The 372-nt window shown below is 39.0% G+C and carries 1 protein-coding gene; it reads left to right on the forward strand.

The features are described from left to right. A partial coding sequence (locus ADG03_RS03200; RefSeq protein ID WP_049520955.1) for an ATP-binding cassette domain-containing protein occupies positions 1-372 on the forward strand: 372 nt, incomplete at both ends.

The raw sequence follows: 372 nt of genomic DNA on the forward strand, positions 1-372 counted from the left end.
GTTAAAACAAGTCACTTTGTTCGTCAGGTAGGCATTATCAGCCAGCATCCTTTCCTCTTTAATGATACTATTCGCTACAATCTCAGTTTGGGACAAGAGTTTTCAGATCAAGAATTAGAGACTGTTTTAAGACAAGTCAAACTCGACCATGAACTAACTGATGGGCTTGATTTTGTAATCACTAATAACGGAGAAAATATTTCAGGCGGACAACGTGTCCGGATTGAACTAGCCCGCTTCCTACTTCGTAAAAAGGATATTTTATTAGCAGATGAGGTAACTGCAGCTCTTGACGTAGAAAATAGTCAAATGGTTCGAGACTTGATTTTCTCACTACCGATGATGGTGTTAGAAATCGCTCACCATATTGAT

Origin of the sequence: Streptococcus parasanguinis (assembly GCF_001069785.1) — a bacterium.
In the GTDB taxonomy this organism is placed as follows: domain Bacteria; phylum Bacillota; class Bacilli; order Lactobacillales; family Streptococcaceae; genus Streptococcus; species Streptococcus parasanguinis_T.